This is a genomic window from Streptomyces sp. NPDC102514 (assembly GCF_055584525.1).
On sequence record NZ_JBVJLW010000001.1, the window covers coordinates 687,952 to 712,370 of the forward strand.

At 71.9% G+C, this 24,419-nt stretch carries 13 protein-coding genes; 10 read left to right on the top strand and 3 right to left on the bottom strand.

Annotation, left to right across the window (positions count from 1 at the left end; translation table 11 throughout):
- Position 1 precedes the first annotated feature (1 nt).
- The 10 genes from ACZ60E_RS03160 to ACZ60E_RS03205 all read left to right on the top strand — a co-directional run bounded on the left by ACZ60E_RS03160 (position 2) and on the right by ACZ60E_RS03205 (position 9,447).
- Positions 2 to 691, top strand: coding sequence for an alpha/beta hydrolase (locus tag ACZ60E_RS03160; protein WP_469437481.1), 690 nt, complete (start codon positions 2 to 4; stop codon positions 689 to 691).
- Positions 688 to 1,827: an ABC transporter ATP-binding protein gene (locus tag ACZ60E_RS03165; protein WP_469437483.1), complete on the top strand. Its 1,140-nt coding sequence runs from the start codon at positions 688 to 690 to the stop codon at positions 1,825 to 1,827. The genes ACZ60E_RS03160 and ACZ60E_RS03165 overlap by 4 nt, the downstream gene beginning before the upstream one ends.
- Complete coding sequence (locus ACZ60E_RS03170; RefSeq protein ID WP_469437485.1) at positions 1,824 to 2,915, top strand: ABC transporter ATP-binding protein; 1,092 nt, start codon at positions 1,824 to 1,826, stop codon at positions 2,913 to 2,915. The genes ACZ60E_RS03165 and ACZ60E_RS03170 overlap by 4 nt, the downstream gene beginning before the upstream one ends.
- A gap of 6 nt (positions 2,916 to 2,921) precedes the next feature.
- Entirely contained in the window at positions 2,922 to 3,686 is a 765-nt protein-coding gene (locus ACZ60E_RS03175; RefSeq protein WP_384797305.1) for an amidohydrolase family protein, read from the top strand.
- Entirely contained in the window at positions 3,683 to 4,180 is a 498-nt protein-coding gene (locus tag ACZ60E_RS03180; RefSeq protein ID WP_469437487.1) for a cytidine/deoxycytidylate deaminase family protein, read from the top strand. The genes ACZ60E_RS03175 and ACZ60E_RS03180 overlap by 4 nt, the downstream gene beginning before the upstream one ends.
- 64 nt (positions 4,181 to 4,244) lie before the next feature.
- Positions 4,245 to 5,129, top strand: a complete 885-nt coding sequence (locus ACZ60E_RS03185; RefSeq protein WP_469437489.1) for a creatininase family protein — start codon at positions 4,245 to 4,247, stop codon at positions 5,127 to 5,129.
- Positions 5,126 to 5,758, top strand: a complete 633-nt coding sequence (locus ACZ60E_RS03190) for a cyclase family protein (RefSeq protein ID WP_469437491.1) — start codon at positions 5,126 to 5,128, stop codon at positions 5,756 to 5,758. Before ACZ60E_RS03185 ends, ACZ60E_RS03190 begins: the two co-directional genes overlap by 4 nt.
- Positions 5,759 to 5,760: 2 nt before the next feature.
- Positions 5,761 to 7,260, top strand: a complete 1,500-nt coding sequence (locus tag ACZ60E_RS03195; RefSeq protein ID WP_469437493.1) for a gamma-glutamyltransferase — start codon at positions 5,761 to 5,763, stop codon at positions 7,258 to 7,260.
- An 83-nt stretch (positions 7,261 to 7,343) separates the two neighbouring features.
- Positions 7,344 to 7,694 (top strand): hypothetical protein, encoded by a 351-nt coding sequence (locus tag ACZ60E_RS03200; protein ID WP_469437496.1) that lies wholly within the window; start codon positions 7,344 to 7,346, stop codon positions 7,692 to 7,694.
- A 157-nt stretch (positions 7,695 to 7,851) separates the two neighbouring features.
- Positions 7,852 to 9,447: a hypothetical protein gene (locus tag ACZ60E_RS03205; protein ID WP_469437498.1), complete on the top strand. Its 1,596-nt coding sequence runs from the start codon at positions 7,852 to 7,854 to the stop codon at positions 9,445 to 9,447.
- A 79-nt stretch (positions 9,448 to 9,526) separates the two neighbouring features.
- Here ACZ60E_RS03205 and ACZ60E_RS03210 read toward each other — a convergent pair whose 3' ends face one another.
- The 3 genes from ACZ60E_RS03210 to ACZ60E_RS03220 form a co-directional block, all read right to left on the bottom strand.
- On the bottom strand, positions 9,527 to 10,405 hold the full coding sequence (locus ACZ60E_RS03210; protein WP_384797325.1) for a TauD/TfdA dioxygenase family protein: 879 nt from the start codon (positions 10,403 to 10,405) through the stop codon (positions 9,527 to 9,529).
- 74 nt (positions 10,406 to 10,479) lie between these two features.
- Positions 10,480 to 19,887 (bottom strand): amino acid adenylation domain-containing protein, encoded by a 9,408-nt coding sequence (locus tag ACZ60E_RS03215; RefSeq protein WP_469437500.1) that lies wholly within the window; start codon positions 19,885 to 19,887, stop codon positions 10,480 to 10,482.
- The gene (locus tag ACZ60E_RS03220) at positions 19,887 to 23,960 is read right to left on the bottom strand and encodes a non-ribosomal peptide synthetase (protein WP_469437502.1); all 4,074 of its coding nucleotides are present in this window, start codon (positions 23,958 to 23,960) and stop codon (positions 19,887 to 19,889) included. Before ACZ60E_RS03220 ends, ACZ60E_RS03215 begins: the two co-directional genes overlap by 1 nt.
- Between the last annotated feature and the right edge of the window lie 459 nt (positions 23,961 to 24,419).

Below are 24,419 nucleotides of genomic sequence, written 5' to 3' on the forward strand. Positions count from 1 at the left end.
CATGGACATCGTGCTGGTCCACGGAGCGGGCGGACGCCCCACCACCTGGTCGGAGGTCGAGCCCCTGCTCGCCGCCCTGGGACACCGGACGGTCGCCGTCACCAACCCCCTGACCTCCCTCGACGCGGACGTGGCGCACACCACCGCCGCCGTGGCGGAGCTGCCGGGACCGGTCCTCCTGGTCGGCCACTCCTACGGCGGCGCGGTCATCACCAACGTCGGCCACCACCCCGCGGCCCGGGGCCTCGTCTACATCGCGGCCTTCGGGCCCGACGAGGGCGAGACCGTCAACGGCATCGTCGAACGGTACGAGCCCGCGGAGATCTCCAAGTACATGCGGCGCGGCCCGAACGGGGAGTGGAAGTCGGAGACGAGCGAGGAGTTCTGGGCCGAGATCGGCCCCGACCTGTCTCCCGCGCAACGGGCCGTCGTCGAGGCCGAGGGACGCAAGGCGGAGAACCTCATCTTCACCCAGCCGACCGGCAAGCCTGCCTGGCAGACCCTGCCCAGCTGGTACATGGTCGCCGACGACGACCGCACCCTGCGCCCGGACGCGCAGCGCGACATGGCCGCCCGGATGGAGGCCGTCACCGAGCACGTACCGGGCAGCCACTACACGACGCTCGTGCATCCGCGCCGGGTGGCCGACCTGATCCACACCGCGGCCACGGCCGTGAGCGGCACACCGTGAACGGGCCCGCGCCCGCCGGAGTCCGCGGGCAGGAGGGGCAGTCGCCTGTCGTTCTGGAGGTGCGCGGGCTGCGGGTCGGGTTCGACGTCCCCGCGGGCCGGCTCCCGGCCGTCGCCGGCGTCGACCTGACCCTCCACCGGGGCGAGATCCTGGCCCTGGTCGGCGAGTCCGGCTCGGGCAAGTCCGCACTGTCCATGAGCCTGGTCGGCCTCAACCGGGGCCCGCGCACCCACATCAGCGGCGACGTCGCCTTCGACGGCCGCAACCTCGCCGAGGCGTCCGAGCGCGAACTGCGTTCCATCCGGGGCAAGGACATCGCCGTCGTCTTCCAGGACGCGCTGGCCGCGCTCAACCCGCTGCACCGGGTCGGCGCCCAGGTCACCGAGATGATGCGCGCGCACCGCCGGATGCCGTACGCGACGGCCATGGACCGGACGGTGGACCTGCTCGGCGAGGTCGGCATCGCCAATCCGCGCGCCAACTCCCGTGCTCTGCCGCACCAGTTGTCGGGCGGCATGCGTCAGCGCGTGATGATCGCGATGGGCCTGGCCAACGACCCCGCCGTCCTGATCGCCGACGAACCCACCACGGCACTGGACGTCACCATCCAGGCGCAGGTCCTCTCCGTGCTCCAGCGGGCCAGCGCCGACCACGGCACCGCCGTCCTCCTGATCACCCACGACCTGGGAGTCGTCGCAGAGGTCGCCGACCGCGTGGCCGTGATGTACGCCGGCCGCATCGTCGAGCAGGGCTCACGCGACGAGGTGCTGTTCAATCCGCAACACCCTTACACCATCGGCCTGTTGGGCTCGGTGCCGCCGATCGAGGGACCGGTCGCCGACCGGCTGCCCGCCATTCCCGGCAGCCCGCTGACCGGTGTGGACCGCCCCGAGGGATGCGCGTTCGCCGCGCGCTGCACCCACGCCCACGACGCGTGCGCGGAGCAGCCCGAACTGCTTCACCGGCACGGCGAGCCCGGCCACCTCGACGCCTGCGTCCTGACCGGGCCCGTACGCCGTACGGCACGAGATGCCGGATCGGACCCGCAGCCGACAGGGGCGAAAGGGAACGTGACCCGCCCGGTGGGGCCGGTACACCCGGCGGACCTGGTACGCAACGAGAAGGGGCGCTCATGACCTCGCCACCGGCCACCCCGCCGACCTCGGCCGACGCCGTCTCCGCCCCGATACCCCCGGCGCCGCCCGGAACCCCGCTCATCCGGGCCGAGAAGCTGCGCGTCGAGTACCGCGGCCGTTCCGGCGGCAAGGTACGCGCACTGCGTGACGTCGACCTGGAGATCCTGGAGGGCGAGACGCTGGGCCTGGTCGGTGAGTCGGGCTGCGGCAAGTCCACCCTGGGCCGGGCCCTGCTGCGGGTCATCGAGCCCGTGTCCGGCACCATCGACTTCCTCGGTTTGAACATCACCCGGCTCAGGGGTACGCGGCTGCGGCGCACCCGGGCCGACCTGCAGATGGTGTTCCAGGACCCGTTCGGTTCGCTCAACCCCCGGCGCAGGATCGCCGACATCGTCGCCGAGCCGCTGCGGCGGGCGCGCGGCGCGAGCCGGGCCGAAGCCGGGCCGGTGGTGGGGGAGTTGCTGGACCGGGTGGGTCTCGGCGCCGAGGCTGGCCGCCGCAAGCCGCACGAGTTCTCCGGCGGCCAGCGTCAGCGCATCGGCATCGCCCGGGCGCTGGCCTCCTCGCCCAAGTTCGTCGTGGCGGACGAGGCCGTGTCCGCGCTGGACGTCTCCATCCAGGCACAGGTGCTGAACCTCCTGTCGGACATGGTCCGCGAACGCGGTCTGACCATGCTGTTCATCTCCCACGACCTGGGCGTCGTACGGCACATCGCCGACCGTGTGGCCGTCATGTACCTGGGCCAGATCATCGAGGTCGCGTCCCGGGACGACTTCTTCGCCGGTCCCGCCCACCCCTACTCCGAGGCGCTGCTGTCCTCGGTGCCGTCCCTGCACCCCGGCGGGCGGCGCGAACGACGGGTCCTGGAAGGCGAACTGCCCGATCCCGCGAACCCGCCCGAGGGCTGTCTGTTCCAGACCCGCTGCCCCTTCGCCGAGGACCGGTGCCGTACCCGTATGCCGGAACTGCGGACCGTCGCACCCGGCCGCACCGTGCGCTGCCACCTGCCTCTGGTGCCGAGCGACGGCCAAGAGCAACAGCAACAGAAACAGCACGTGCACCAGCACAGCTCAGTTCAGAAAGGCTGATCCCGCGTGATCATTGATGCGTACAACACCACCCAGGACGTCCGCGGACGCTCGGACTACCTCACCGGCGTCCGCAAGGGGGAGGCGCCGCCGCCCTACACCCCGTTCGAGCCGCGGCGCATCCTGGACCGGATGGACGCCGCCGGCGTCGACATGGCGATGGTCTGCTCGCTCGCCCAGCGCATCGAGAACGACTTCATCAGCTCGCTGGTCGCCGCCCACCCCGACCGCTTCTTCGGCTTCGGGCAGGTCCTCCCGCAGGCCGACGACGCCATCGAGGAGATCGACCGCATGGCCGACGCCGGTCTGGTGGGCCTCAAGCTCCACCCCAGCCTGCACGGCTACCACGTCGCCGACCACGGTCTGCTGGACCCGCTGTTCGAGGCCTGCGCCCGCCGCGGACTGATGGTCCTCATCAACGCCCTGGACGACTCCTTCTGCGCCCCGCTGTCGATCGAGGAGATCGCCCGCGACCACCCCGGCGTGCCCACGATCATCGCCCACATGGGTGCCGTGTGGAACGTCCCCGAGGCGATCATCGTCGCCGAGCGCCAGCCCCACGTGTATCTGGAGACCTCGGCGACGCTGATGAGCGACGTGAAGCGCGCCTACGCCCGACTGGGTCCGGAGAAGATCCTCCTGGGCAGCGAGTGGCCCGGCTCCGACTTCGACCTGGAGCGTATGAAGATCGCGAAGGCGATACCGGACGACAAGGACCGCGCGCTCGTCGAGGGCGGCAACATGGCCCGGCTGCTGGGGATCACCGCGTGAGTGGCCCGTCCTCCGGCGAGGCGCTGTCCGGCACGGCGCTCGCGGCAGGCCCGGAGCGCGTCACCGTGCCCGCCTCCATGAGCGAAGCTGACGCCGAACTGCTGGCCCTGGCGCAGGAGTTGCTGGCCCGCGTCTGGCGCGACGGCCGGCACGAGGTGGCGTCCGCGGTGCGTACGGCCGACGGAGCCGTGCACACCGGCGTCCATCTCGAAGGCTCCTGCCGGCGCAGCTCCATCTGCGCCGAGGGCGTCGCCCTGGGCGCGGCCCGAGGGGCGTACCCCGGCGACCGGCCGCTGGACGTCACCTCGGTCGTCTCCGTCCAGATCAAGCCCGCCGGACGGTTCCGGGTGATCGCGCCGTGCGGTGTGTGCCGGGAACTGATCAGCGACTACAGCCCGGACGCGACGGTCTGGATCACCACGGTCGAGGAGAACGAGGTCGTCCCGGTACGGGCCCTCGACCTGCTGCCCGACAAGAGCCGCCGCGCCTGGTGACCACCGGCCGTGCGGCACGCCCGCTTACATCTGGCCGCGAGGCCGCGAAGAAGAGGGAAGCACCATGACACCAGCCGTCCCCGGGCCCGACACACAGCCCGTCCCCACCGGCCCGGACGTACCCACCGGCCTCGACGTCCCCGCCCTCGCCGCCGAACTCGGCGGCTCCGGACTCCCGGTGCGATGGGAGGAACTGACCTGGCAGCAGGCGGAGACCACCGCCGCCGCACGGAACGCCGTGATCATCCCCGTCGGCGCCACCGAACAGCACGGCCCACACCTGCCGTTGGCCGTCGACACCCTCATCTGCCGAGCCGTCGCCGACGGCGTCTCGGCACTCACCGGCGTACCGGTCGTGCCCCCGCTCAGCTTCGGTGTCTCCGCCTCCCACGGCGACTTCGGCGGCACGGTGGCGCTCCGCCCCGAGACGATGATCGCCGTCGTCGAGGACGTCATCGACTCCCTGTACGCCTCCGGAGTACGGCAGTTCATCCTGCTCAACGGGCACATCTGGAACAACGGCGCGCTCGACGTGTCCGCGGAAAAGCTGCGGGTGCGCCACCGCGACGCCCGCGTACGGGCCCTGGGATACGTGACGATGTACCCCGGACCCGAGGTCGACGGCCATGTCCAGTACGGCCGGGCGCTGATGCACGCCAACTTCTTCGAGACCTCGGTCATGCTCCACCTCCACCCCGACCTCGTGCGGATGGACAAGGCCACCTCGCACATCGACGTGGACTCCTTCTGGGACTACCGGATGGACCAGGTCAGCGAGACCGGGGTCTGGGGCCGCGACGTGGGCGACGCCGACGCGAAGCACGGCGGCGAGGAGTTCGACCGCTGCCTGCTCACCACCGCCCGGGCCGTGTCGGCCGCCGTCGGCGAACCGTGGCCCGACCCGACCCACCGTCCTGGAAAGACCCACCGTCCTGGAGCCACCGCGTGAAGATCTACGACATCACCCTCCCCATCCACCCCGAGATGCTGCACTGGGGACGCAAGCCCGAGGTCGAGATCGTCGAGTCCCTCTCCCACGGCGACGCCTCCAACGTCACGCGCTGGCGGCTCGGCGCCCACACCGGCACCCATGTCGACGCCCCCGCACACTTCCGCGACGGCGCCACCCCCATCGACGAGGTGTCCCTGTACTCGCTGGTCGGACCTGCCCTCGTCATCGACCTGACTCATGTGGAGGGCGACGTGGAACCGCACCACCTGGAGGAGGGCGGGGCCGCCGGGCACACCCGGATCCTGCTCAAGACCTCCAACTCCGCGGGCCCCCTCAAGGAGACCGAGCGGGCCCCGCAGTGGGTGGGCCTCTCCCCGAAGGCGGCCGACTGGCTGATCGAGCACGAGGTCGACCTCATCGGCATCGACTACCTGACCATCGAGAGCCACCACCGCACCGACACCTGGGACGTCCACCACTCCCTGCTGGGCGCGGGTGTCCTCATCCTGGAGAACGCGGACCTCGACCAGGTGCCCGGCGGCACCTACGACTTGACCTGCCTGCCCACGAAACTGGTCGGCGCCGACGGTTCCTTCGCCCGCGCCATCCTCACCACCCGGGACTGACCGTGGCCACGATCGCGATCGCCGCGCCCCATCCCGCCGCCGTCGAGGCGGCACGCCAAGTGGCCGCCGAGGGCGGCGGGTTGATCGATGCCGCGCTCGCCGCCGCGGCGGCGCTCACGGTGGCGTACCCGCACCAGTGCTCCATCGGCGGCGACCTCGTGGCCCTGGTCCGTGACGGCGTACGCGGCACGGTCCGCTCGGTGCTGTCGGCAGGGGCCGCGGCGGCGGCCACCGACCCGGCACGGCTGCGGGCGGCGGGGGACCGGATGCCGCCCGGCGGCCCGCTCACGGTGACGGTCCCCGGAGTGGTCGCAGGCTGGGCGGAACTCGCCCGTCTCGGCGCACGCCTGCCGCTCGCCCGGAGCCTCGCGCCGGCCATCGCCCTGGCCGACGGTGGCGTCCCGGTGAGCGAGGGTCTGGCCCGGGCGATCCGCAACCGCCTCGACGTCGTACGGGCCGACGCGGGCCTCTCGGCGCTGCTGCTGGACAAGGCGGGGGACCCGCTGCCCGTCGGAGCCACCCTGCTCCAGCCGGCGCTCGCCGCGACCCTGCGGGAACTCTCCGACGACTGGCGCCACTTCTACACCGGGCCGACCGCCCGGCGCCTGGTGGCGGGCCTGCGCGAACGCGGCAGCGTCTTCGACGCGACGGACTTCGCCGACCATCGGGCCGAGAACACCGCCCCGCTGAGCGCGACCGCGAACGCGACCGGTGTCACCTGGTGGACGGCCCCGCCTCCCAGCCAGGGAGCCTCCCTCCTCGCTGTACTGGGACACGGGACGGACCCGCTGACGGCAGCCCGGCAGGCGGAACTGAGCCGGGACGCACTGCTCGGCGACCCCCGCTCGGGAACCGTGGACCTCGACGGCCTGCTGCTGCGCGCGGAGCGTGACGTCACCGCTCTGCCCGCCGGCCCCAGACCGGCCGGGGACACGGTCGCCGTCACCGCCGTCGACGACGAGGGCAACGCCGTATCCCTGATCCAGAGCGTGTTCCAGAGCTTCGGATCGGGCATCGCCGAGCCGGCCACCGGCATCGTGCTCCACAACCGCGGCTCGGCGTTCAGCCTGGACCCGGCGCACCCCGGGGCGCTGCGGCCCGGGGCACGGCCCCCGCACACACTGTGCCCGGCGCTCGCCACCGCCCCGGGACACGTGGTGGCCCTGGGCTGCCAGGGCGGCAGGGCCCAGGCCTGGATCCTGTCGCAGGTGGCCCAGGACCTGCTCGACGCCCCGGCCCCGGAGGCCGTACTGGCCCGCCCCCGGTGGGTCATCGGCTCCCGCGACCTGAACCGCCCGCACCCCACCCTCGTCCTGGAACCGGGCACCCCGGACACCGACCACCTGACCGCCACCGCACACCGCCTGGGCCTGGAGGTGTCCGTGACACCGGGCCCGCACGACGAGGCGGGCCACGTACAGACGGCCCGCCTGCGTGACGACGGACTCGACGCGGCAACGGACCCCAGAGCGGACGGCACGACAGCCGTACTCGCCCTGTAGACAGCCCAGTTGACGAGGCGCGGACGCCGGGCGCGGAGCACCTAGGATCTCAAGCCGACTGCTTCATCTGCGGAGGGCTGGGGATGTTTCCTCGAACGCGTACACATCGGCTGCAGGGCGGCTCCGAACGGCGAAGACGTGACGCCGTGGCCGTCGCCCTGCTCGTCGGGGTCCTGGCGGCCAGCGGTTGTTCGGCGCAGGATTCCGAAGAGCCGAAGCCCTCCGCTCCGGCCGGGGCACGCTCACTCGACCAGCACCAGTTGGAAGCAGCGAGGCTGACGAAGCCGGAAGCGACCGAGTACGTCAGCGCCACCGGCAGTTTCGGCTCCACCCTGTCGGAGGAGAAGAAGGCGGAGTTCATGCCGGTGCTGAAGGACGAACTGATCTCCCGGCAGGTCACCAAGGTCGAAGCGGCCCTGAAGACGGCCTCCTAGGCCGCTCGCCGATGGCATCGCGGACGGCGTGGCGGTCCCCAACTGCGCTGTGGGCGAGGCTCGTTGTCAGTGGCGGCGGTTAGTGTCCGGGACGACATGGAGCACTCGCCGGTCGCCCGACCGTGTGCGGTGCAGTGGACGCTCGTGAGGAAATGCAATGGACCCTGTCTTCGTCGATTTCGCCACCCGGCCCGCCAGGCTGTCGAACGCCGTCGTTCGCCAGCACCGCTGCGCAGTCGCCCCGACCTATGTGGTGGTGGCGTCCGGCGGTCACCTCACTGTGGACTTCATGGTGCCGGACGGGGAGGAGATCGCCGAAGCCGAGCTGCGGATGTCGGTGCTCGGTGTCGCCGCGCCCCTCACCGCCGAGGTGAACGGGGAGCCGGTGGCCAAGAGCTTCCTGCTGCCCGGCGCCGAAGGGCCCGACACCGTACGGGAGTACGTGCTGACCGTGCCCGGTACGGCGCTGCGGCCGGGCGCCAACGTCCTGGCGGTCCAGAACGCCGCCGATGAGGACGAGGGCGACGGAGACGGCCACGGTGTGATTCGGCTGAGGGCCCTCACGGTCGAGTCCGTCGGACACGACGGCCGGGCACGGCGGGCGGCCGGGCGCGGGGCAGGTGAACGATCCGGGTGGGTCTTCGCCACCGAGCGCCGCCGTCTGGGAGCCTCCGCCTGGCAGCCGGGGGCGGATCTGCGCCTCCAGCTCGACCGGAGCGAGACCCGCGACGCGGCGGGCGAGCGGGAACCCGTCACCCGGCTTGCGTGGCGCGGGGCCACGGGAGCGGAGTCCTCCGTGGCGTTCCGCACGGACCTGTCAGGGTTCCACGGTCACTTCAGGGACGCCGACGGCTCCCTCGGCGAACTGCGCGGCACCCTCACCGGACCGCTGCCCCATGATGGGCGCGCCGCCGGTGCCGTCGCCCAGCACTTCACCACCGAGGAGGAGCACGACGGTGTGTGGAGCCCGGCCGGCCTGCTGCGGCTGCTGCTCGACGACGGCGGCGCCCCGGTGGACCGCGTGACGTGGAGCGACCGCGCCGGCGCGGCCACCTCGCTCTCTCTGCTCCTCCCGGTCGTAGCGGGACGGCCCGTGGCACCCGGCGAGCGGCGTGACGTCACCGAACTGGTCTCGCAGGTGTGGGCCAGCGACGAGTTCACGGACTTCGGGGAGGTCGCGGAGAACCTGGTGAAGTCGGGCGGCAAGTGGCTCGCTCACGAGCAGGACCCCGAGCTGAGCTTCACCTTCGACCTGCCGGTCGCTGTGAGTGCCTACAGCCTGACCTCCGCCAACGACGTCCCCGAACGGGACCCGGCGGTCTGGGCGCTGGAGGGTTCGTCCGACGGCCGGTCCTGGACACTGCTGGACTCCCGCGCGGGTGAGGTCTTTCAAGGGCGCTACCAGTGCAAGGAGTTCACACTCGCCCGCTCCGAGGCCTATCGGTACTACCGTCTGCGGATCACCGACAACCACGGTGCGGACGAGACCCAGTTGCTCGATGTGCGGTTCTTCGACGGGGGTGCCGAGGCCGCCGCTCCCGGCGACAGCGACTTCGTCGGCTACCGCCAGGGTGCGGACGCGCAGCCGGTGGGCTACCGAGGGACGAGGATTCCCGCTCCCGTGTCCGGGGCCGACGGGCAGGAAGGCGACGAGACCGGCGAACTCCTCGCCGTGGACTTCTCGGACACCGCCCGCAACCTCCAGGATGCCGCGCGCCTGCTGGATCAGCTGACCCGGTACCTGCGTCCCTGACACCCCGACACGGGCAGGGACACAGACAGGCGGGCCCGCCCCGGCAGTCCGGGGTCGGGCCCGGCCGTATCGCCCGGGGTCATGCCTGGGGTCGGGTCCCGTCGATCGCGATGCGCTGCCCGTAGCGGGAGTACGGGAAGTAGTCCCAGGTGGCGTGGTGCTGTACACAGCGGTTGTCCCAGAACACCAGGGTGTTGGCCTGCCAGCGGACCCGGCAGTGCAGCAGGTTCGTACGGGTGACATGGTCGTACAGCATGTCCAGGACGGCCTTGCTCTCGCCGGTGGACAGCTGGGTGATGTGCGAGGTGTACGGCCCGTTCACGAACAGGATCTTGCGTCCGGTGTCGGGGTGGCGCACCACGACCGGGTGCTCGTTGCGCGGCACGTCGTACTCCGCCGGGGGCAGCTGCCCCAGCGTGAGCCAGGGGCGGGCACCGTCGTGGACGGCGGTCAGTCCGTCCAGGAACGTCTTCATCGCCGGGGACAGCATGTCGTAGGCGAGGTGCATGTTGGCGAAGAGGGTGTCGCCCCCGCTGCCGATCTCCGGAACCTCGGTCACATAGAGCATCGAGCCGAGCGAGGGCTCGTCGTCGGCGGTCCCGTCGGCGTGCCAGCCGTTGCCGACGACGACCTTGGAGTCCTTGTTCGCACTGACCTTGAGGATGTACGGGTCACCCCCCTCCTCGGGCAGGGAGTCCAGGTGCAGCGGCCCGAACAGCGCGGCGAACCGCTTGTGGTCCTCAGGGGTGAGGTGCTGGTCGCGGAAGACGAGGACGTGGTGGGTCAGGAAGGCCGTCCGGATGTCCTTCTGCTGGACCGGAGTCAGTTCCTCGGAAAGATCGAGGCCGGCTATCTCCGCACCGAGAAGCGGTGTCAGCGGATCGACGGTGAAGCTTTCGTAGGTCTCACGGGGCGCCGTCGTGATGCGCGCGATGGCGTCGAGGGTGAACTGATCCATGGGTGTCTCCGATGTTCCGGTGTTCCGATGTGAGGGGCGGAGGAGGGGCAGGCAACGGCTGGCGTCGGCCGTGGCTACCGGTCGGCGTCGATCGCGCGGGCTATGTCCTGTACGTGCCGTCCGGTGACGATCTCGTAGTGCGTGGCGTGTACGTGGTGCACCTGGGCGGGGTGGGCGAGCAGCGCCGTCCACTCCTCGGCGGCCGTCGGCGCGGGCGGGGCGAGGGGCAGGTCGGGCGTGATCTCGGTGGCCAGCCACAGGGCGCTGGGCGTGCGGGTCAGACGGGGTGCCGTATGGGTGGTCATCGCGGAGATGTTGGCCCGGCAGCAGTGGGCGAGTCGTTCGGCGTAGGTCGTACCTGTTGTACCTGCCCCTGTTGCCCCTGTCGACGGGGACGCCGACTGGGCCTTGTTGCCCTGGAGTTCGAGCTCGAAGACGGCACGCAGGGCGTTTTCATCGAGACTGTCCGGGTCGTCCTGGGTTCTTGGTTGCGGCGCGGGCGGATCCAGCAGATACAGCCGGTCGACAGGCTGGCCTGCCGCTTCGGCGCCCGCGGCCATGGAGTGGGCTATCAGCGCGCCGAACGACCAGCCCGCGAGCCGCAGTCGGGTCTGCGGGCCGGGGAAGCGGGCGCGCAGCGCGGCGAGATAGCGGTCCGCCCGCTCGGCGACCGACCAGGGCGGCAGGCCGGGATCGTGCAGAGCGGGGTCGGGGACGAGACAGACCGTGGTGCGCGCGTCCAGGGCGGAGACCAGCGGCCGATAGGCCTGGATGTCGCCGCCGACCGGGTGGATCACACACAGGACGTCCTGGTCGTCGCCGTTCTGCCAGGTCTCGATGGTCACCGGGTCGTCGGTGGGCTCCTCCGTCCGCGCGGGTCGGCCGAGGCGGGCGAGGAGATCGTTGACGCTCACCTGATGGCTGAGATGAGAGAGCTCGATGTCGACCCCGTACAGCCGCTTCACCTCGGAGAGCAGGTCGAGCAGGGTGAGGGAGTCCGCGCCCAGGTCGTACAGGGACGCTGCCGGGTCCAGCGTGGCCGTGCCGAGCAACTCCCGTGCCGCCTCGACGAGTTCGGTCGCGTCGGGTGACGTCACTGCCCCGGACGGTTCCTGGGTGACCTCATCGGCGGTCTGTGCCTCGGGCTCGTAGAAGTACCGGGAAGCCTCCAGCGGCGTACTGGACACGAGCAGGTGCGGCAGCTGGAGTTCCATGGCGTCGGCGAAGACGCGCAGTCCCTCGGCGGTCGACAGCCCTGTCCGCAGATGTGCCTGGTGGCGTGCGTCGGTGCCGAGCGCGTCGAGGGCCATGCCGGCGTCCCGCCACACGTCCCAGCCGATGCTGAGGCGCACGGTCGCCGAGGAGGCCTCGCCGCCGTGGTGGGCGAAGGCGTCGAGCACCCCGTTCGCGGCCGCGTAGTCGAACTGGCCGACCCCGCCGAACAGGGCCGACAGGGACGAGCAGTAGACGGCGTAACGCGGCCCGTGGCGGGCGATCAGCCGCTCGGTGAGCAGGACGGCGTCCAGTTTCGCCCGGTCGGCGTCGCGCATGGTCTCGCTGTCGCGGCGGATCAGGAGGGCGCCGGACGCGCTGCCCGCGGCATGCACGATGCCGTGGAGGCGACCGGTGTGGGGTGCGAGCCGATCCAGGATCCCGTCGAGCGGCTCCTCGGCGAGATCGGCCGCCACGAGGGTGACACGGTCGGACCAGCGGGTGAGAGCGGACGGCAGTCGGGGCCGGCGCGCGAGCAGCACGACCCGCCCACCGGTGTGTTCGAGCAGCCAGGTGGCGATGCCGGTACCGATACCACCGGTGCCGCCGAGAACGAGGTGTGCGCCGTCGCCCTCCATGAGCCCGGCGCCTCCCACGAGCCCGTCGGAGTGGGGGAGCGGGCGCGGTACGGACCGGGCGACCGGCCGCCACCAATAGCCCTGGCGCAGGGCGATACGGCGCTCCGGGGCGGCCCCCGCGGTCGTGTCCGCGAGGACGACCGGCAGCAGATGGGCCCAGCCCGCCGGGTCGGCGCCCGGCAGGTCGATCCAGCGCGTGTCCAGGCCGAGTTCCTGGCGCGGCACCTCCACCGCCGCGGCCAGCAGGCCCAGTTCGGGACGCGTCACCTCGCCCGTCACCGGCTGCGCGCCGTGGGACAGCCACCACAGGCGCGGACGCGCGCCGGGCGGCAGGCTCGCCACGGCCTGGCACAGGGCGGCCGTGTGGTCGAGGCTGACGCGCCGCGCGTCCTCCAACGACCTTTTTCCGACCGGTCCTTCGACACCGAGAGGCAGCGTGTGCAGCCACTCGAACCCGTCGGGCGCGTCATGTCCGACGTCTTGGAGCAGCCGGGCCAGCGAGGCGGGATCGGCGGGGTCGACCTCGTACCGGTCGGTGCCGGACCGGGCGTACGCGGCACCGGTCGTGACGTGGACGATGCGGCTGTGCGCGGAGTGCAGTGCCTTCCAGTCGACCGGTGTCGAGGTGCCGTCGGTGACGACCACGACCGGGCGCCCCGACAGGGAGCCGGTGTACGGGACGGCCCGTCGCAGCCGCGCCCACTCGGTCTGGTGCAGCCACTCGCCCTCCGGCATCCGCACCGGCGGCGTGGCGGCGGCGGGGTCGGCCGCCGTGACGGTCTGCCCGGGTTGCCGGGCGGCACGCGGGAAGTCGTGGTCGGTGAGAGCGAAGGCGGGGGGCGGGAAGTCCCAGGGCGGCGGAGCGGAGTGAGCACCCGACTGCGGGCCGCCGCTCGCGTCGGCCGACCCGGCCGAACCCTGCGCCAGCTCCACGACCGCGCCCGCAGCACGCTCCGAGCCGTCCGCGACCGTCCGCAGCCACGCCACGGCCGTCGCCGCGTCGGGGCAGTCGGCCGCGACCCGGTGCGTCCGCGTCGGGCGACCGTTCCGAAGATGGCGCAGGACCTGGTCGTACGTCTGCGGAGCCGCGGCCAGATGGTCGGCGATGCGCCGGGCATCCGTACGCAGGGACTGCTCGCTGCTGCCGGACAGCACCAGGCGCTCGGTGAAGGCGTTTCGGCCGGTGCCCTTCGGCGTCCGCGCCGATGCCGGTACGGGGGGTGAGTGCTGTTCCAGGATCAGATGGGCGTTGGTGCCGCCGATACCGAAACTGCTGACGGCCGCCACGCGCGGACGCCCCGTCGGCCAGGGCTGCGCGCTCGTCGGAATGTGGAAGGGGCCCGGGTCGGCGCCGATCTCCGGGTTGAGACGCCGGAAGTCGACGTTCGGCGGGATCACCCCGTGGTGGACGGCGAGCGCCGCGCGCACCAGGCCGACGACGCCAGCGGCGGCGCCCAGGTGACCGATCTGGCTCTTCACGGACGACAGGGCGCACGAGGCGGCGTCGGGCAGGTCGAGAGCCTGCCGCAGCGCGCCGACCTCCACGGGGTCGCCCAGCCGGGTCCCGGTGCCGTGCGCCTCCACGTAACCGAGGTCGGTGGCCGGGCGGCCACTGCGGCGCAGCGCGGTGCGGATGACCTCCCGCTGCCCGGAGACGGAGGGCGCGCTGTAGCCGAGCTTCGACGCGCCGTCGTTGTTCAGGGCGGATCCGGTGACGACCGCGTACACGGTGTCGCCGTCGCGCTCGGCGAGGCTCAGCGGCTTGAGGACCACGACACCGACGCCACTCGCGCCGACGGTGCCCGCGGCGTCGTCGCTGAACGGCCGGCAGTGGCCGTCGGGCGAGAAGATGTGCTGCGGCCGGTAGGTGTACCCGTCCGTCAGCAGCGTGTCGACCAGTACTCCGCCGGCCAGCATGACGTCGGCCTCGCCCTGCCGCAGCAGTCCGGCCGCGATGTGCACCCCCACGAGGGAGCTGGCGCAGGCCGCCTGGACCGTGAAGGCGGGGCCCGTCAGGTTCAGGTGGTACGCGGCCTTGGTGGCGAGGAAGTCCTTGTCGTGGTGGAGGGCCAAGCGGAAGCCGTCCGGGAGGGCGGCGGGGTCGGCCTCACGCAGCATGGACTGGAAGTACGTGTTCTCGCCGCAGCCCGCTATCAGGCCGACGCGGCTCTCGGCAGGGTCGGCGATGCCCGCGTGGGCGAGCGCTTCGACGCAACTCATCAGCAGGTGCCGCTGCTGCGGGTCCATCAGCCGTGCCTCCTGGGGGCTGATGCCGAAGTGCTGGGGGTCGAAGGCCAGCAGCCCGTCCAGCTGGCTGCGGGCGCCCACACGCCCCTCGGCGGCCGGGAAGTGCTCGATGCCGCGTTCCCCCGACTCGACCATCCGCCAGAACGACGCCAGGTCGGGGGCGCCGGGCAGCCGTACGGCCATCCCGATGACGGCGATCGGCTCGGCGTGCGCGCCGCTGTTCCGTTCGACCGGTTCACGCGCCGCAGCCGCAGCCGCAGCACTAGCCGTGGCCGTGGCCCCAGTGCCGGCCCCGGACGAAGCCGGGTCCGACGTGTCGAGGAACCGGCTCAGGCTGCGGACGGTGACGTGCTCGAAGAGGTCCGCGACCGTGAAGGACAGGCCCAGGTCGACACCGCACCGCAACTGGAAACGCATCAGGTCGAGGCTGCCCGCGCCCGCGTCGAAGAACCGCTGGTCCGGAAGTACCCTCTTGCCCGTCACCGTGGCGAACAGCTCGCAGAGCCGGGTCTCCCGCATGGACACGGCGGCTTCCAAGGCCCCCGGACCCAGCAACTGAGGCGATTCAGGCGACTCGGTCGGCTCGGACGGCTCGGACGGCAGCCCACTCCCCAGTTCACGGCCCTGGGTGGCGACCGCGCGGCGGTCGAGCTTGCCGCTCGGCGTGCGCGGCAACGCCTCCACCCTGCGGAACGTGCGGATGCGGGCGAAGGGCGGCAACTCCCCGGCGAGATGCGCGTTGAGCTGCTTCAGATCCGGGTCGTCGCCGCGGCACTGCAGCAGCGCCACGAGGGAATCGCCGTCGCGGGACACCAGGGCGCCGATGACCGACGGGTGCCCCAGCAGCGCCGCTTCCAGCTGCCCCAGCTCCAGCCGATGACCGCTGATCTTGATCTGGTCGTCGTCCCTGCCGTCGAAGTGCAGCAGCCCGTCGGCGTCGAAATGCGCCAGGTCGCCGCTGCGGTAGAACGTTCCCCTGCCGGGCAGCTCGGTGAACCTGGAGCGGTTGAGCTCGGCGTCGCCGAGATAGCAGGGCGAGGCCATCGGGCCTCCGATCAGCAGCTGGCCGACAGCCCCGGGCGGGAGCGGTTCGCCGCTGTCGTCGGCCACACGAAGGACCGCGTTGGCCACCGGGCGACCGACGGCCGGGCGGGTGGGCCACAGCATCGGGTCGCCGTCGAGGCACAGACCGCTGACGACATGGGTCTCCGTGGGCCCGTAGTGGTTGAACAACCGGGCGTCCGTCAGGCCGGCGAACCAGCGGCGGATGGCATCGGTGCACGTCAACTGCTCGCCGGCGGTGACCACCTCACGCAGCCGCGACGGGAACTGCCCCAGGTGCACGGCGTGTTCGGCCAGCAGCTGCAGCGCCACGAACGGCAGGAACAGCCGCTCGACACCGGCCTGTTCCAACTGGTCGAGCAGGGCGGGCAGATCCTGCCGCCACTCGGGGCGCACGAGGTGCAGGCGTCCGCCCGAGCACAGCGTGGTGAAGATCTCCTGGAAGGAGACGTCGAAGGACAGCATCGAGAACTGCTGGGTGACCGCGGCCTCCCCGAGGCCGCCCGCCTCGGTCTGCCAGTGCAGCAGGTTGCACAGGGTCAGGTCCGGTACGTCGACACCCTTGGGCGTGCCGGTCGAGCCAGAGGTGAACAGCGTGTAGAGCGGTCTCAGGCCCGCGTGGGGAACCGGTCGCGGCGCGGACGGCACGGCGGCGGCCAGGTCGATCGGGTGCCGTGGCAGCTCCGCCGGCGCGATCCCGGCCACGTCCTCCTCCGCGCCGACCGCGGTCAGGACGCACAAGGGGGCCGCATCCACCAGGACCCGGCGCAGCAGCGAAGGCGGATAGGCGGGATCGAGCGGTACGACGGTCAGGTTGAGCTGCGCGGCGGCGAGGAGCGCCACGATGTGCTCGGCCGACGGCGTGAGATGCAACGCGACCCGGGCGGGCGCCCCGGGATCGGACGGCAGCGGAAGCAGCGCCGTCAACTCGGCTGCCAACGCCCTTGCGTGCGCGTCCAGTTGCGCGTACGTGAGCGTACGGTCGCCCGTCGTCAGGGCCGGTGCGTGCGGAGTCCGTCGTACCTGCGCGGCGAAGCCCTCCGCCACGGTGGTGAAGGCGGGTGTGCTCCGTGCCCCTTGGCCGGGATCGGGGAGCGTACGCCGGTAGGGCGCGACGAGGGCCGCCAATGTGGGCTCGCCCTGACCCTGGCTCCAGTCCTCGTCCTCGTCCGCGGCGGTGAGCAGGTCGATCGCCCGTACGAACAGTCGATGGGCCGACGCCACCACCTCGGCGTCGAAGCGCCCGGCCGCGTACTCCCACAGGCAGTCGAACCCGAAGTCCTGCTCGACGACGGACAGCGTGAGCGCGCACTTGGTGTCGACGGGTTGCGGCCAGGCGGGGCGTACCCGGCAGTCCGGCAGCGACAGCGCGCCGAAGTCGGTGTTCTCCAGGACGAACATGAAGTCGAAGAGCGGGCCGCCGCCGAAGTCGTGGTCGGTCAGTACGTCGGCGAGCGTCACGTCCTGCCGGTCCAGGATCTGCTGGACCTCGGTGGCCTGCCGGCCGAGCTGCCGGCGCAAGCCGTCGCCCGGCTGGAGCTTCAGCGGCAGCAGCACGGTGTTGGCGAACATGCCGACGGTGGAGGCGAATTCGCCGACCGGCCGGCCCGAGGCAGGGCTCGCCACCAGTGGACGGGCCTGGCCCGTCACGCCGTACAGGCTCCAGGAGAAGGCGGCCAGCAGGAGCTGGAAACGGGTGAGCCCGAGTTCCGCCCCGAGCCGGTCGAGCCGGGAGCGCTGGACGAGGTCGAGGGACGCGGTGAACAGCCGGGCACCGGAGTCGGCGGTGGTCGTGACGGCGGGCGGGGGCGGGGAAGGTTCCAGGGCCGCGTAGTGGCGGCGCAGGCCCGACCGCTGCTCTTCGTAGGAGGACTCCAGATGCCAACGCGCCTGCCACAGCGCGAAATCGAGCGGCGTGTGCCGGGACCCCTCCTCCTCTGCTTCGAGACCGACTGCTTCGAGTCCGGCGCCTACGAGTCCGGCTGCTTCGAGGCCGGCCGCTTGGGCGGTGAAGGCGGTGAGGTCACGGAAGAGGACGTTGAGGGACCAGCCGTCGACGGCGATGTGGTGCAGATGAAGCAGGAGGACCGGGCCGTCGAACGTGCGCAGCAGGCCCGCCCGCAGCATCCGCGCCTCGGCGAGATCGAAGGGTGTGGCGAAGAACCGCCGCGCCGCCGGCTCCCAGCCCTCACCGTCGAGGACGTCGGCCGGCTCCCAGGGGTCGAACGGGTCGCCGATCTCCTGGAGCAGCCCTTCCGGGGTGGCCCGGAAAGCCGTACGCAGAGCGGGGTGTTCGGCGACGAGACGGGTGAGTGCGGCGCGCAGGGCGTCCTCGTCGACGGTGCCCTGCAGGTGGAAGGCGAGCGGAACGTCGTAGGCGCGGTTGTGCGGGTCGCTCCGGTCGAGGAGCCACAGGCGCTGCTGCTCGGAGGTGGCCGGCGCGGAACGGCGTCCGCCCGGCTCCGGCACCGCCGGGTGCGGTGGCGCCGACTGCCCTGGGGCGGAGGAGCCGGAGGAGCCAGGAGTCCCGGAGGCGGCTCCGGACGTGATGGCCTCTGTCAGCGCGGCGAAGTCCTCCCGCAGGACGACCGACTGCGGCACCTCGACGTTCCAGCGGCGCCGGATCCGGAACCGCAGACGCAAGGCCTTGAGCGAGTCACCGCCGTTGGCGATCCAGCCGTCGTCCGGCCGAAGCCCCGGTACCCCCAGCACGCTCCCGGCCATCTCCAGCACCTCGCGCTGCGCGTCCGTCACCTCGACGGCCGCGCCGGAGGTACGACGCCACGCCGGCGTGGTGGAGTCCAGCAGGGCGGCGTCGTCGACCTTGCCGTTGGCGTTGCGCGGCAGGGCGTCCACGAGATGGGTGCGGTGCGGGCGCATGTACGGAGGCAGGGTGGCCGCCAGATGGCGTTCGTACTCCTCGTACGTCAGCTCGGCACCCAGTACCAGGTACGCCAGCAGCTCATGGGCGCCGTCCACGTCGTGCCGGGTGCAGACCCGGGCCTGCCGGACGGCGGGGTGTGCGCCGAGCTGTTGCTCGATCTCTCCGGGCTCGATGCGGAAGCCGCGTACCTTCACCTGGCGGTCCGCCCGCCCGACGAAGGTGAGCAGCCCTGTGGCGTCACGGCGCGCGAGGTCGCCGGTGCGGTACCAGACGGCGCGGCCCATGTCGTGCCACGGCAGTGGGGCGAAGCGGTGGGCCGTCTCCTCGGGCAGGTTGCGGTAGCCGGTCGCCAACCCGGCGCCGGACAGCCACAGTTCACCGACCTCGTCGGTCCCGGCGGCCCGTGAGCCGTCGGCAACCAGCAGTGCTTCCGTGGCGGGCACGGGCCGGCCCACGGGAACGGTGTCGCCGGCGAAGTCACGGGGCACCGGGTGGTGCAGGGCGAAGGTCGAGGACTCGGTGGGCCCGTAGGCGTTGACCAGGCACGTCCTGGTGCCGGGGTTGTCCTGGTACCAGCGCTTCACGCGGGTGGCGTTGAGCTGTTCGCCGCCGATCAGGACCTGGCCGACGGAGTCGAAGCAGTGGGGCACGCTGTCGGTGACGGCGTTGAACAGGGCAGCGGTGACGAAGAGGGCGTCGATCCGCTCGTGCCGCAGGGTCTCGGCGAGCAGACGCGGGTTCTGCACCTGTTCGTCGCTCAGGACGACACAGGTCCCGCCCGTCAGCAGCGGTACCCAGACCTCGTAACTCAGGGCGTCGAAGGCCGGGTTGGAGATGCTCGCGTACCGCGCGCCCGCGGTCGGGGAGAGGAAGCCGGGGTCGGCCAGACGCATGATTCCGGCGTCCTTGACCTCGACCCCCTTGGGGCGGCCCGTGGTGCCCGAGGTGTAGAAGAGGAACGAGGTGGCCGCGTCCGTGACAGGGGTGACCTCGTCGAGGGGCCCCGCGTCCTCTCCGGGGAGATCGCCGAGGAGGTCGTCGACGGCCAACAGGACATCGGGGCCTTCCCCGAACGCCCCGCTCGTCGCCCCGCCCGTGCCGTCGTGCACCAGGGCCACGGCGGCCGAGTCGTCGAGGATGTGCCGACGGCGTTCGGCGGGGCTCTGCCCGTCGAGCGGGACCACGGTGGCTCCGGCGCGGCGGATGCCGAGCATCACGCACACCAGCTGCCAGGACCGCGGCAGGCGGACCGCGACGGCCTGCCCCGCACGGACTCCACGGGCGCGCAGGCCGCGCGCCACACGCAGGGAGGCCTGGTCGAGGCCCGCGTAGTCGAGGCGGTGGTCCCCGTCGGCCACGGCGAGGGCGTCGGGGGTCAGACGGGCCTGATCGAGTACGGCGTCGGCCAGCAGCGGACCGGACGCGGCGGAACCGGACATCAGGCCTCCTCGATGACGGCGGGCCCGGCGGCGGACGCGGCGGTGGGCGGGACCGAGAGCGCGGCCAGTTCGGCGCCGAGCACGGCCGCCACCTGCGGCGAGGTACCGCTCTCCAGCACCTCCCAGTGGCTGCAGTCCAGTGGTTCGACGCGGAAGCCGTTCTCCGCGCGACGCCGCCAGAAGTCGCGCACCTCGGGCAGGGGCGCCGGGCCGGGGGTCGTGCCGCCGACGGCCTGCATCAGGACGAGACGGGCCGCCGAGGACGCCGGGAGGTGGTCGCGGGCCGTCTCGCGATTGTGGTTGTAGATCCGGTAGTACCGGTCGATCTGCTCGTCGTCGATCCCCGGATACATGCCGTTGAACTTCACGAGCTTGTCCCGGAACTCGGCCAGGTCCACGGGCGCGGCCACGGTGGCGCGTACCTCGGGGTCCTCGGTGGCCTGGGTGTCCAGCAGCACCACGCTCACGTCGGTGCGGCCGGCGTCCGCCAGCCGCCGACCCATCTCGTGCGCGATCACGCCGCCGTAGGAGAGCCCGGTGAGGACGAGAGGGCCGTCGTCGAAGGGTTCGACGAGTCGCAGATACGCCTCCGCCATGGCCTCGACGTCGGGGAGGAAGGCCTCGCCGGGATTCACTCCGGGGGACTGGATCCCGTACAGGCCGACGTCCGTGGGCAGTGTCCTGGCCAGGGGGAGGTAGCAGAACGCGGTGCCGCCTGCGGGGTGGACGCACACGACGTTGCCGCCGGTGCTGCCTTTCCGGAACTCGATGAGGTTGCTCGGTGGTGTCCCCGAACGGCCCCTGCGGATGAGACCGCCGAGGCCTTCGATCGTCGGATGGAGCATGAGGTCGCGGACGGGAATCGTGGTGCCGAGCGTCTCGCGGATGCCGTGGGCCATCTTGATGGCCGACAGACTTGTGCCTCCGATGTCGAAGAAGCTGTCGCGTATGCCGAAGTCCGGGCCGAGAAGAATGCCCCGCCATATATGAAGGAGCGTCAGTTCGATCTGATCGCGCGGGCTTTGGGTGTTGACCTGGCCGGTGCGCGATCCGGCCGCCTCGCGCAGCAGGGCCGTGCGGTCCAGTTTCCCGTTGCGGCTCAGCGGCAGGACGGGCAGTTCCAGGACCACCGCGGGGATCATGTAGTCGGGCAGCCGGTCCGCCAGGGCCGCGCGCCACGCGTGCGAAGGCCGGGCGGGCACCTCGCCGACAGCCACCGCCGCCACCAGCCGGGGTTCGGCACCGGTGTCCCGGTCGACCACCACGGCCGCCTCGCGCACCTCCGGCAGGGCGAGCAGCGCGGCCTCGATCTCGGCCGGTTCGATACGGAAGCCGCGCAGTTTCACCTGGTCGTCGACGCGCCCCACGTAGACGGCGTTGCCGTCGGGCAGATACCTGGCGAGGTCCCCCGTACGGTAGACGCGTTCGCCGGGGACGAACGGGTCCGGCAGGAAACGCTCGTCGGTCAGGTCGGGGCGGTGCAGATAGCCGGCCGCGAGACTCGCGCCGCCGAGGTGCACCTCCCCGGCGACACCGACCGGGACCGGCTCCATGTGCTCGTCGAGGAGGTACATCCGCGTTCCCGCGAGGGGCCGTCCGATGGGGCACTGCCGGTCGAGGGGCTGCGGGTCGTAGTACGCCGTGCTGTACAGCGTGGTCTCGGTCGGCCCGTAGCCGAAGCACACCTTGAGGCCCGCGAGGTGCTCCCGCATGCGGTACAGCGCGGACTCCGGCAAGGACTCCACACCGGTGAGCAAGTGGCGCAGCGCGAGCCCGTCGAGCCGTGTGCCGGGATCCTCGTCGATCCACCGGATGTAGGAGGGCGGCAGGAACGCCTGCACGATGCGGTGCTGCCGCATCCACTCCATCAGTTCATCGGGGTCACCACGCAACTCCTCGGGTACGAGGTGCAGTTCGGCGCCGGTCGTCAGCGGCAGCAGCAACTCGTGGACGGAGGCGTCGAAGCCGATGCTCGACCAGGCGGAGGTGGCCTCTCCCGGTGTCGTGCCCATGCGGGTGGCCCAGTTGTCGAACAGGTTCAGGACGCTGCGCCGGGTGACGGCCACCCCCTTGGGGCGGCCGGTCGAACCGGACGTGTAGAGGACGTAGGCCACCTGCTCGTCGTCCGGGACCGGCGCGGGCGGGACATCGCTGTCCGCCGACGCCTCGACCGTCGGCAGGTAGCGCCACGCGGTCGGCCGCCGCGCGCCGGGGAGGTCGCTCAGCACCAGGACGGGGGCCGCGTCCTCGACCATCGCGGCGAGCCGGGCGGGCGGCTGGGCCGGGTCGAGCGGCAGATGGGCGGCACCTGACTTCAGGATGCCCAGGACGCCGACGACCAGTTCGACGGAGCGTCCGGTGTGCAGCCCGACGATGTCGCCGGGGCCCACACCTTGATCGGCGAGGGCACGGGCGAGGCGATCGGCCCGCCCGGCGAGAGTGGCGTAGTCGAGCCGTTCGCCGCCGCACACGAGCGCGGTCTGCGTGGGGCGGGCCGCGACCTGCTCGTCGAACCGCTCCACCAGCCCGCCGGCGCGGGAGCCGGGACGAGCCTCCGAGCGGGACTCCGTTCCGCTCGCCGTGCCGGACGAGGGCTCGGCCGTGAGCGGCCGGCCGTTCGCGAACTCCGTGAGCAGCAGCCGCCGTTCCTGCTCGTCCATCAGCTTGAGCGTGCCGACGGGCGCCTCGGGCCGGGCCGCCATGTCGGTGAGCAGATGCTCCAGCTGGCGTACGTACCGCCGCGCGGTGTCCTCGTCGAACAGCGCCGACGCGTAGTCCAGGTGGCCGACGACACGGCCCTGGGACTCGGTCAGCGACAGCGCCAGCTCGAACTTCGCGGGAGCGTCCGGGATGTCGAGCGGAGTGACGTCCAGGCCCGACAGTTCGAGCAGTCCGTCCCGCTCGGGAACCCAGGCGACCATCGTCTGGAACAGCGGTGTGTAAGCGGCGCTGCGGACCGGGTTGACGAGCTCCACGATGTGCTCGAAGGGCAGGTTCTGGTGGCCGAGCGCGTCACGCAGCACACCTCCCACGTGCGCGAGGGCGTCGCCGGCCGTCGCCGTACGGGAGAAGTCGGCGCGCAGGGGCAGCGTGTTCACGAAGAAGCCCATGACGTCCGACAGGTCCTCGTTGTGCCGCCGCCCCGCCGTGGGAGTGCCCACGACCACGTCGGTACGGCCGCTGAGCCGGGACATCAGCAGCGACCAGCCGGTCAGGACGGAGCCGAACAGCGTGCGTCCGCGCTCTCGTGCCAAGGCCCGCAGGGCAGAGGTGAGTTCGGCGTCCAGGGCGAACTCCACCCGGCCGCCCCGCAGATCCTGCTGGGCGGGACGCGGGCGGTCGGTGGGCGGCCCGGACAGCGGCGGGGCGTCGGCCAGTTGCCGCTGCCAGAAGTCGGCGTGCTCGGCGAGCCCGCCCGCGAGGACCAGCTCCCGCTGGGCGCGGGCATGGTCGGTGTACTGCAGCGGGAGCGGCGCCAGCGGCGAAGGCCGTCCGTCCAGCAAGGACGCGTACAGGGTGCCCAGTTCACTCATCATCACGGTCATGGAACGCCCGTCGAAGACACTGTGATGGACCGTCAGCAGCAGGACGTGGTGGTCCTCCGCCAGCGTGAGGAGACGGCCGCGGCAGAGGGGACCGCGTGCCAGGTCGAACGGGGCCGAGGCTTCCTGGAGACGCAGTTCGTCGAGGCGCGCCGCGGAGTCGGGCAGCCCGGCGAGATCGTCCGCCGCGAGGGCGAATCCGGTCTCCGGCGGATCGATGTGCTGGTACACCTCGCCGTCGACGGCCACGAGCCTGGTGCGCAGTGCCTGCTGCCGGACGACGAGCGCGTCGAGCGCGCGGCGCAGGACGGCCGTGTCGAGAGGGCCCCGGAGGGTGAAGGTGACGGGTTCGTTGTACGCCTCGTTCCCGCCCGGGAGCTGGGCGAGGAACCACAGCCGCTGCTGGGCGAAGGAGGCCGGAGCGAGGGTGGTGGGGGCCGAGGGCTCACGCCGTGGGGAGTCGGCGGGGTGCTGTCGGGGAGACGGAACCTGGGGGGCGTACGGAGCCTGGGGGGTGTCATGCACGGACAAGGCTGGGTCTTCCCGTCGTCAGGGTTACTGGTTCCGAGAGTCACGCTGGGGGTACGGCCGCCCGTGCGGCGGGCCGCCGAGGCTGCTCTACGCCCGGTTGCCGGGCGGAGCTGCGGAGTCGGGGCGGGCGGCGGATCGGTGTCTCATGGAGGTGGGGGGGGGCGGTACGACGGCGGGGAGCGCGGAGCACGAGAACAATGGGGGGACTCCGTGAGATCCGGCGAATCGGCAATTCAGTGCGACAACGTTGCCAGCCGATAACGACGGCGAGTTCATGCCTTCGTCGTACGGCATTCTGCCCACCAGCTTTCTTGCTCACGGCGCCCCACGGGTGCGGAGACGTCGTCCGACTGGTGTACCGATTGGGAACACCTGGACGCACGGCGATAATTGATCAGCGGACCAGAGCCTGTCAACGGTCTCCGGGCGGGTGGAGCCGAACGCCCGGAAACATACCCA

Coding starts and splice junctions, on each gene's coding strand:
- ACZ60E_RS03160 (WP_469437481.1), top strand. CDS start 2: ATGGACATCGTGCTGGTCCACGGAGCGGGCGGACGCCCCACCACCTGG.
- ACZ60E_RS03170 (WP_469437485.1), top strand. CDS start 1,824: ATGACCTCGCCACCGGCCACCCCGCCGACCTCGGCCGACGCCGTCTCC.
- ACZ60E_RS03185 (WP_469437489.1), top strand. CDS start 4,245: ATGACACCAGCCGTCCCCGGGCCCGACACACAGCCCGTCCCCACCGGC.
- ACZ60E_RS03200 (WP_469437496.1), top strand. CDS start 7,344: ATGTTTCCTCGAACGCGTACACATCGGCTGCAGGGCGGCTCCGAACGG.
- ACZ60E_RS03205 (WP_469437498.1), top strand. CDS start 7,852: ATGGACCCTGTCTTCGTCGATTTCGCCACCCGGCCCGCCAGGCTGTCG.
- ACZ60E_RS03210 (WP_384797325.1), bottom strand. CDS start 10,405: ATGGATCAGTTCACCCTCGACGCCATCGCGCGCATCACGACGGCGCCC.
- ACZ60E_RS03215 (WP_469437500.1), bottom strand. CDS start 19,887: ATGTCCGGTTCCGCCGCGTCCGGTCCGCTGCTGGCCGACGCCGTACTC.